Annotated in this window: 5 protein-coding genes and 1 pseudogene; 4 read left to right on the forward strand and 2 right to left on the reverse strand. The window is 40.2% G+C overall.

Annotation, left to right across the window (positions count from 1 at the left end; translation table 11 throughout):
- Positions 1 to 158: 158 nt before the first annotated feature.
- Genes FYJ62_RS09815 through FYJ62_RS09825 form a run of 3 tightly spaced genes read left to right on the forward strand, consistent with a single transcriptional unit; the run spans position 159 to position 5,993 of the window.
- Positions 159 to 3,179: a type I restriction endonuclease subunit R, EcoR124 family gene (locus FYJ62_RS09815; protein WP_154549503.1), complete on the forward strand. Its 3,021-nt coding sequence runs from the start codon at positions 159 to 161 to the stop codon at positions 3,177 to 3,179.
- Positions 3,180 to 3,192: 13 nt separating this feature from the next.
- Entirely contained in the window at positions 3,193 to 4,791 is a 1,599-nt protein-coding gene (locus tag FYJ62_RS09820; protein ID WP_154549504.1) for a type I restriction-modification system subunit M, read from the forward strand.
- On the forward strand, positions 4,791 to 5,993 hold the full coding sequence (locus FYJ62_RS09825; protein ID WP_154549505.1) for a restriction endonuclease subunit S: 1,203 nt from the start codon (positions 4,791 to 4,793) through the stop codon (positions 5,991 to 5,993). Before FYJ62_RS09820 ends, FYJ62_RS09825 begins: the two co-directional genes overlap by 1 nt.
- Positions 5,994 to 6,134: 141 nt before the next feature.
- Here FYJ62_RS09825 and FYJ62_RS09830 read toward each other — a convergent pair whose 3' ends face one another.
- Complete coding sequence (locus FYJ62_RS09830) at positions 6,135 to 6,224, reverse strand: putative holin-like toxin (RefSeq protein ID WP_154549506.1); 90 nt, start codon at positions 6,222 to 6,224, stop codon at positions 6,135 to 6,137.
- Positions 6,225 to 6,534: 310 nt separating this feature from the next.
- Between FYJ62_RS09830 and FYJ62_RS09835 the strand changes: the two are divergent.
- Positions 6,535 to 6,906: pseudogene (locus FYJ62_RS09835) on the forward strand (restriction endonuclease subunit S); the annotation flags it as partial.
- Positions 6,907 to 6,944: 38 nt separating this feature from the next.
- Here FYJ62_RS09835 and FYJ62_RS09840 read toward each other — a convergent pair.
- Positions 6,945 to 7,862 carry a site-specific integrase gene (locus tag FYJ62_RS09840; RefSeq protein ID WP_154549508.1) on the reverse strand — a complete coding sequence of 306 codons (918 nt, stop codon included), beginning with the start codon at positions 7,860 to 7,862 and terminating at the stop codon, positions 6,945 to 6,947.
- Positions 7,863 to 8,082 lie beyond the last annotated feature (220 nt).

An 8,082-nucleotide genomic window follows, 5' to 3' on the forward strand; every position in this document is an offset into this window, starting at 1 on the left:
CTGGAAGCCTATTTACCATGGGCTGAGAATGTTCAGCTACACTGTAAGTGAAGTCCCATAAACTGATTAATCCCATCTTAGCATTGCTAGGATGGGATTTTAATATACCGCGATATTGGGCGCTTACAGTGAGTTGCTGTTTAGGGGAGAGGAAAGCTATGACTTTAGAATCACAACTGGAAGATAGCCTCATTGTCCAGTTGACACAGGGTGTTCATCAGTGGAAGTTCCGTGATGATTTACGGACTGTAGATCAGCTGTGGGACAACTTTTTCTGTATCTTGGAATCAAACAACAAGGATCAGTTAAACGACCACCCACTGACTCCTAACGAAAAAATGACTGTAAGAACGGCAATTGTTAAACCGACTTTCTATCGGGCAACAGAATTTATGGTTGGCGCCAACCGGCAGGTTCGCTACCACTTGAGGAGAGAAGATTCTTCGCTTCCAGACGCCGACTTGTTGATTTTAGACAATACTAATATTGCTGGAGGGAACTCTGTATATGAGGTTGTTCACCAGGTTCAGCTTCAAAAAAAGACCGCGCTTGATCGAGACCGCCGATTTGACGTGAGTCTCTTGATCAATGGTCTGCCGGTAATACACATTGAGCTCAAAGCACCAGGGGTACCTTACAAGAAGGCCTTTAATCAAATTCAAAAGTATATCGATGAAGGGCAATTTACTGACATTTACAGCTTTGTTGAAATGTTTGTAGTAACTAATGGTAAGCAAACAAGATATATATCTGCTGGGCAAAACTTGAATGCTAAGTTTTTGACTGCTTGGGTTGATGAGAACAATAAGCGGGTAGATGATTATCTGAGCTTTGCAGAAGAGGTTTTGTCAATTCCCGCTGCTCACCATATGATCGCTGACTACGTGGTGTTGGACAGCGAAAACAAGAGCGTCATCTTGCTTCGTCCTTACCAGATACATGCGATTCAAGCAATTTTTAAAGCCTCAAGAGAGAGCAGATCTGGCTATATTTGGCATACGACCGGATCAGGCAAGACTTTGACTTCGTATAAGGTTGCCCGCAACTTGTTGCAAATTCCGTCAATTGATAAGTCTATCTTCTTGATTGACCGTAAAGATCTGGACACACAGACCACGACAGCATTTAAGATTTACGCAAACAACGACACCATTAGCGTAAACGAAACAAATAATAGTTATGACCTAGCTGACCAGTTGACTGATGGTGACCGAACTGTAGTAGTTACTACCCGCCAGAAGATGCAAAACATGTTTAAGCGGATTGATGAATTGGATCAGTTGCCTAAACGGTATGAGAATTTAAAGAATATGCGGCTAGCCTTCATCGTCGATGAATGTCACAGAACGATTACGCCTAGCCAAAAGCGGGAGATTGATAAATTCTTTAACCGCAAGCCGCTGTGGTACGGCTTTACTGGCACTCCGATTTTTAACGAGAATGCCCGGGCTAAGAATGGGCAAGATGCGCGGACGACTGAAGAATTATATGGACCGGTTCTGCACAAGTATACGATCGGGGATGCAATCAGAGACAAGATGGTCTTAGGCTTCTCAATTGACAATCAAGGTGGCAGCAATGAAACAGGTAACGAAGAAGACACCAAGAAAATGGACCAGATTTACCGGTCCAAGGCCCATATGCATTCAGTTGCGACAGCAGTAATTAAGGCGGCATACCGCAAGCAGGGACTTATTTCTGGCAAGAAATACTCAGCTATTTTGACGACTTCGTCAATTGAGCAAGCCCAGAAGTACTACCATATCTTCAAAAAAATCATCGATGGGGAAGACGAGGAATTCAAGATTCCGGAGCGAATCAAGAAAGTGGCACCAGACTTCCCAAAGATCGCTATTACTTACTCAGTTAGTGAAAACGAAGACGATTCAGAATCAGTGCAAAATGAGATGAAGCAATCGCTTGCTGACTACAACGCTGTTTATGGCACAAACTTCTCAATGTCTGAGCTGGATCAGTACAACCAAAACGTCAATGCCCGGCTGGCTCGCAAGAAAGCTCAATATCAGGCTGACAGCCAACGTTTAGACTTAGTTATAGTCGTTAACCGTTTATTGACTGGCTTTGACTCACCAAGTTTGTCGACTTTGTACATTGACCGGCCGCCAATGAGCCCGCAGGATATGATTCAGGCTTTTTCAAGAACAAACCGGATTTTTGACAAGGATAAGACTTGGGGGCAAATTGTAACCTACCAATATCCGAAGACCTTTAGTCAAAAAATTGATGAAGCAATCGTCTTGTATTCTAATGGAGGTGAAAAGTACGCGGTCGCCCCAAGCTGGGAAGAATCAAAGCAAAATTACGTATCAGCCCGTTCAAAAATTGACATGTATAGCTTCGATGCAGACGGACCTTCAATTTATGATGCTCCCAAGCAAGATAAGAAAAAATTTGTTAAGGCTTTCCAAGAATTTGACAAGGCTTTAGCTGCAATCAAGACCTATGATGAGCTTGATACTGAAGAAGGTTTGATGCAATTAGGTGTTAGCGATATAACACCGGACGATTGGGAAGCGATGCGCGGAGTTTACGAGGACATCCTGGATGAGCTTCGGAAAGAGACGGATGATGATCCCGATCAGAATGACGACATCGATGATGAATACGAACTTGAATCTTTCGGACAGAAGGAAATCGATGAGCGCTATATCATGAATTTGATTCAGGCTTTCTTGCCAGAAAGTTCTGACGATCAAGAAAAAGCCAGTGGCAATGAAATCTCGCCAGAAACTATCAAGGAAATCGATGGTTACATTGATGAACTGGCGAAGACAAACGAACTTTTGGCAGAAATCATGCGTAAGCTTTGGCAACAGATTTTGCAGAATCCAGCTGAATACGCTGGTAAGCAAGTCGATGAATTGCTGGAGTCCCTGATTGACCAAGAATTACAATCAATCATGCGTGAGTTTGCTGATAAGTACAAGGTTGATTACGACCAATTCCGCTACGTGATGGCAAACTACGATCCTAATCTGAAGGGAAACAAGCAAAAGGGGATGAACGACCTTTTGGACAAGGAACGTTTTGTCGACTACTTAAATGACAATCCGGATTCAGATTTAAATAAGCCGTACCGCTGGAAGAGTGAAGTGCGGGAACAGGCCAAGCAATACTATGTCGATAAGATTGGCCCGTTGATTAACAGAGAAGCATAGAAGGAAAAAGAATATGGCAGAAGAAAATTCAACAGTTAGCTTGCAGAGTGGCTTATTTGCGGCTGCAGACGTCTTGCGTTCAAAGATGGACGCCAATGAGTATAAGAACTATCTTTTGGGGACTGTTTTCTATAAGTATCTTTCAGACCAACAGCTTTACAAGTTGGCAGAAGACGCAGGTGAAGATGACGTTACTTTAGACGAAGCTCAGAAAATCTATGAGGAAAATCTTGAAGAAGAAGACCTCTTGGAAGAAGTCAAGGATGAGCTTGGCTACTTGATCGAACCGGAGTACACATACACCAAGATCTTAGATAATGCCAACGATGGCAGTTTCCAACTCAATCAGTTAGGGGATGCCTTTAACAAGCTGGAAAGTCAAGGCAGCAGTTTTGAAGGCTTGTTTGACGACTATGACTTGTATTCAAAGCGGCTGGGACAAAACTTGCAGAAGCAAACTGACACGATTGCCGGAGTGATTAAGGCGATCGGCAAATTAGAACTGGTTAAGACTCCTGGTGATACCTTGGGGGATGCCTACGAATACTTGATCAGTCAATTTGCTTCAGAATCAGGTAAGAAGGCCGGTGAATTCTATACTCCACAAGAAGTTTCTGAACTTTTGGCACGATTAACTTTGGTGGGCAAGGATTACTCCAAGGGGATGACTGTATACGACCCAGCCATGGGGTCAGGCTCTTTGCTGTTGAACTTTAGAAAGTACGTTCCAAACTCATCGAGAATCACTTACTATGGGCAGGAAATTAATACGTCAACTTTCAATTTGGCGAGAATGAACATGATCTTGCACCATGTTGATTTGGCTAACCAAAAGCTGAGAAATGGTGACACGCTTGATGAAGACTGGCCTGCAGAAGAAGAAACAAACTTTGACTCTGTAGTCATGAACCCACCATATTCACTTAAGTGGAGTGCGGACAAGGGCTTTCTGGATGATCCACGTTTTGCTAAGTATGGCGTTTTGCCACCAAAATCTAAAGCGGACTATGCTTTCTTGCTTCACGGGTTCTATCACTTGAAGCACAGTGGTGCGATGGCCATTGTTTTGCCACACGGGATTCTTTTCCGTGGCGCTGCTGAAGGCAAGATTCGAAAAAAGTTACTTGAAGAAGGCGCAATCGATGCAGTAATCGGACTTCCTGCAAACTTGTTCTACTCAACTGGTATTCCGACCACTATTGTCGTTCTTAAAAAGGACAAGCAAGACCGGAGCGTACTGTTTATTGACGCATCTAAAGATTTCGAGAAGGTTAAGACTCAGAATAAACTACGGCAAGAAGACATTGATAAGATCTTGAAGACCTACGAAGAACGGCCTGATGATGTCGAGAAGTATGCTCACCTGGCAAGCTTTGACGAGATCAAAGAAAATGACTTCAACTTGAATATTCCTCGTTACGTTGATACTTTTGAACCTGAACCCGAAATTGACTTGCGAGATGTAGCTAAAGAGCTGCGAGATATTGATCAGCAGATCAATGAAAACGAGAAAGAATTGGTAGGGATGCTTAAGGAATTGACTTCAAGTGATGATGATATTATGGCAGGATTGCAGAGTATCATTGAAGATTTTGAGGAGGAAATTCGCTAATGAAAGACGAAAAAAAGGCTCCTAAACTACGGTTTAAAGGCTTTACTGACGATTGGGAGCAAGTAAAGTTATCAAAAACTTCCAGATCTTATTCTGGTGGGACGCCAAAAGTAGGAGTACATGAATATTATGATGGCCAAATTCCTTTTATACGCTCTGGAGAAATCGCATCTAAATCAACTGAATTAACAATTAGCAAAGTTGGCCTTAATAATTCATCAGCCAAGTTAGTTTCTAAGGGAGATATTCTTTATGCCTTATATGGCGCTACCAGTGGCGAAGTCAGTCTTTCTAAGATCAATGGAGCAATTAATCAAGCAATTTTAGCTATTAAACCGATTGATGGATATGAGAATTATTTCTTAATGACATGGCTTCAAAAGGAAAAAGAACAAATTACTAGAACATATCTTCAAGGGGGACAAGGAAATTTATCAGCAAAAATAGTTATGAATCTTGTTGTAAATATTCCTTCTTTATCAGAACAGTCCCAAATTGCTCAGATTTTTTCCAAGCTCGACAAAACTATCACTTTACATGAGGAAAAGAAACGCCAACTTGAGCGCCTTAAAAGCGCTTTATTGCAGAAGATGTTTGCTGACAAGAGCGGGTATCCGGCTGTTCGGTTTGAAGGCTTTAGTGACGAATGGGAGCAAGCAAAATTTGGAGAGATAACCAAAAAATATAAAATCCGAAATAAGCAAGGACGAATATTAAAAAGCTTCTCTGTATCTAATTCAAATGGATTCGTTCCTCAAGAACTGCAATTCGAAAATGGTGGGTATGCATTAAATTCGGATAAAACAAATTCAATAATTGTTAAGCCAAATTCATTTGCATATAATCCAGCAAGAATTAACGTTGGATCAATTGGATATTATAATGGCGATAAGGATATTCTCGTCAGTTCACTATATGAAGTGTTTACACTACGTGAGGAATTTGATTCAAAGTATATGTGGTATTGGATTAAAAGCAACAATTTTGACCGGTGGATATATCGTCTTCAAGAGGGTAGTGTTCGATCATATTTCTACTATGATAAATTTTCTGAGATAAAAGAAGTACTTCCCACCTTAGATGAGCAGAAAAAAATTGGTCAATTGCTCTCAAAACTAGATTCAGTCATTAATGTACATGATAGAGCACTATATTTGCTGAAAATGATAAAACAATCTTTACTTCAAAAAATGTTTATCTGAGCCAAATATGCTATAATAGTAAAAGAAAAGAGAGTCTTGTTGGCGCAAGACTCTCTCACAGATGGCCCGCTTCAAAGGCGGTGACAGTATCAGAACAAATTAGTCGTCCCTAACTGCGCAAAGTTAAGAGGGACGACTTTTTTACTTGCCGTGCTTGTCAACATAAGTCAACAAAGCAATAACGAACATTCCAAAAGTGAGCATCAAGCTCAGCGCTTCGTATACGCTCATGACTACCTTCCCTTTACAATAATTCTCCATGGAACCACCTCCAGGATTCAGATAGTCACCGCCCTTAAAACTTGCCTCTTAAATTATATCAGATTTCACTTCTACAAAGACTAGCAAAGTTAAGCTAATCATTTAATGGGAGCAACGTAAGTTGGGGGATGTGTTTGTAGAGCGCAACCAAAAGACAGTTGCAGATGAAAACTATCCACTCTGTTCATTTATAGCTCATAAGGGGGTTGTTCCAAAAGCCAAGTAAGACAGGAGTTTCTTAGTAAAAAGCGATGATAAGAAATATAAGCGTACAGAACTTAATGATTTCATTTATAGCTCTAATAATTTAGAAACCGGTTCAATTGGATTAAATAAATTTGGAAATGCAACCATTTCTCCAGTTTACAGCGTTTTTATGGTTAATGGGAATTCTGATTTTATTGCTGGATTAGCAACAACTCATCGGTTTATTTATGAAATGATTCGATTTAGGCAAGGGGTTGTATATGGGCAATGGCGCATTCATGAATCTGATTTTTTAAAAATCAAATACTACATTCCACAAGTACTTGAACAAGAAAAAATTGGAAATGTATTATCAGAGTTGGATCGCACCATCACTTTACATGATCGCAAATTAAAATTATTAAGAAGTATGAAGAAAGCATTGCTTCAAAAAATGTTCATTTAGTTTAAAAGGATAGTGACTTAACGTCGCTATCCTTTTGCTTATAATGTAGCCAGATGCTGCATTATTTTAGTATTATCTTTATTTTCTAACTCTTGAATGATGTGTAAGTATGTTTGTTGTGTCGTTGTCATATCAGCATGGCCTAATCGTTTAGCCACACTAGCGATAGACACTCCAGCAAACAACAGCAGGGATGCGTGTGTATGCCGCAAACCATGGACTGAAATAACTGGAATATTTAACTCTTCACAATGACTCTTCAGCAAATTGTTAACTGTTGAGTTAAAAACTCTATGTTGTGCAAATATTGGCTCGTTGTTTGGAAAATCTTGTACGACTTGATTCAGCTGCATTGCTAGCTTCCAGTCAATTGAAACCTTTCTAACAGATGAAGCATTCTTGGTCGGCTTAAAACCGCCTCTATAACTCTTGTAGTCCCACGTTTTGTCAACATTAATTGCTTGTTGCTCTATATCTATATCTTCTTTTGTAAGGCCTAAAGCTTCGCTAAATCGCAAGCCCGTCTTTGCGATCAGAAGGATCATCCAATCGAAATTTGGAAAAGTAGATAAATCTAGATGACGCAACAGTAGCTTCAGCTCAAATTCATTTAAGTACTTTGCTTTTTTCTCTGAGGGATCTTTTCCTTTTACGACAATTTTCCGTGTTGGATCTCGCTTGATATAGCCTTCGTCGTATGCATCTAGCAACATCGCCTTTAACTGATGATGAAAATCCATAACTGTCGCCCTTTCATGAGTTTTAGCGAAAGTGTTTAAGATTTGCTGATAATTGAGCCTGGTGGTATCAACCAGTTTCAATTCTGGTGCAATTTCTTTTAAATGACGATAAGAAAGCCAGTATTTATCAAGTGTTCGTTCGCGAACTGCACCTTCTTTGTAAACTTCAATCCATTGGGCAAAATAATCATATAATAAAATTTCTTTTTTACGCATAAAAATCTCCTTAGCAAATATCTTGCTAGGGAGATTTTAGGCTAGATGAACATCTTTTGTAGCAATGCGCGCTTGAGACGCTTTAGATTATCAACTTAAACTTCCCACATCAAAAAAACTATGAAGCCTTGAAAACTCAATAGTTTAGCCAGTAAATATTCAATTAAGCTGCTAGTGATGGCGATATAGCCTCTTGCATGTACTTCGGAAGGCGAGAAAT

The sequence above is a fragment of the Lactobacillus porci genome, assembly GCF_009695985.1.
In the GTDB taxonomy this organism is placed as follows: domain Bacteria; phylum Bacillota; class Bacilli; order Lactobacillales; family Lactobacillaceae; genus Lactobacillus; species Lactobacillus absianus.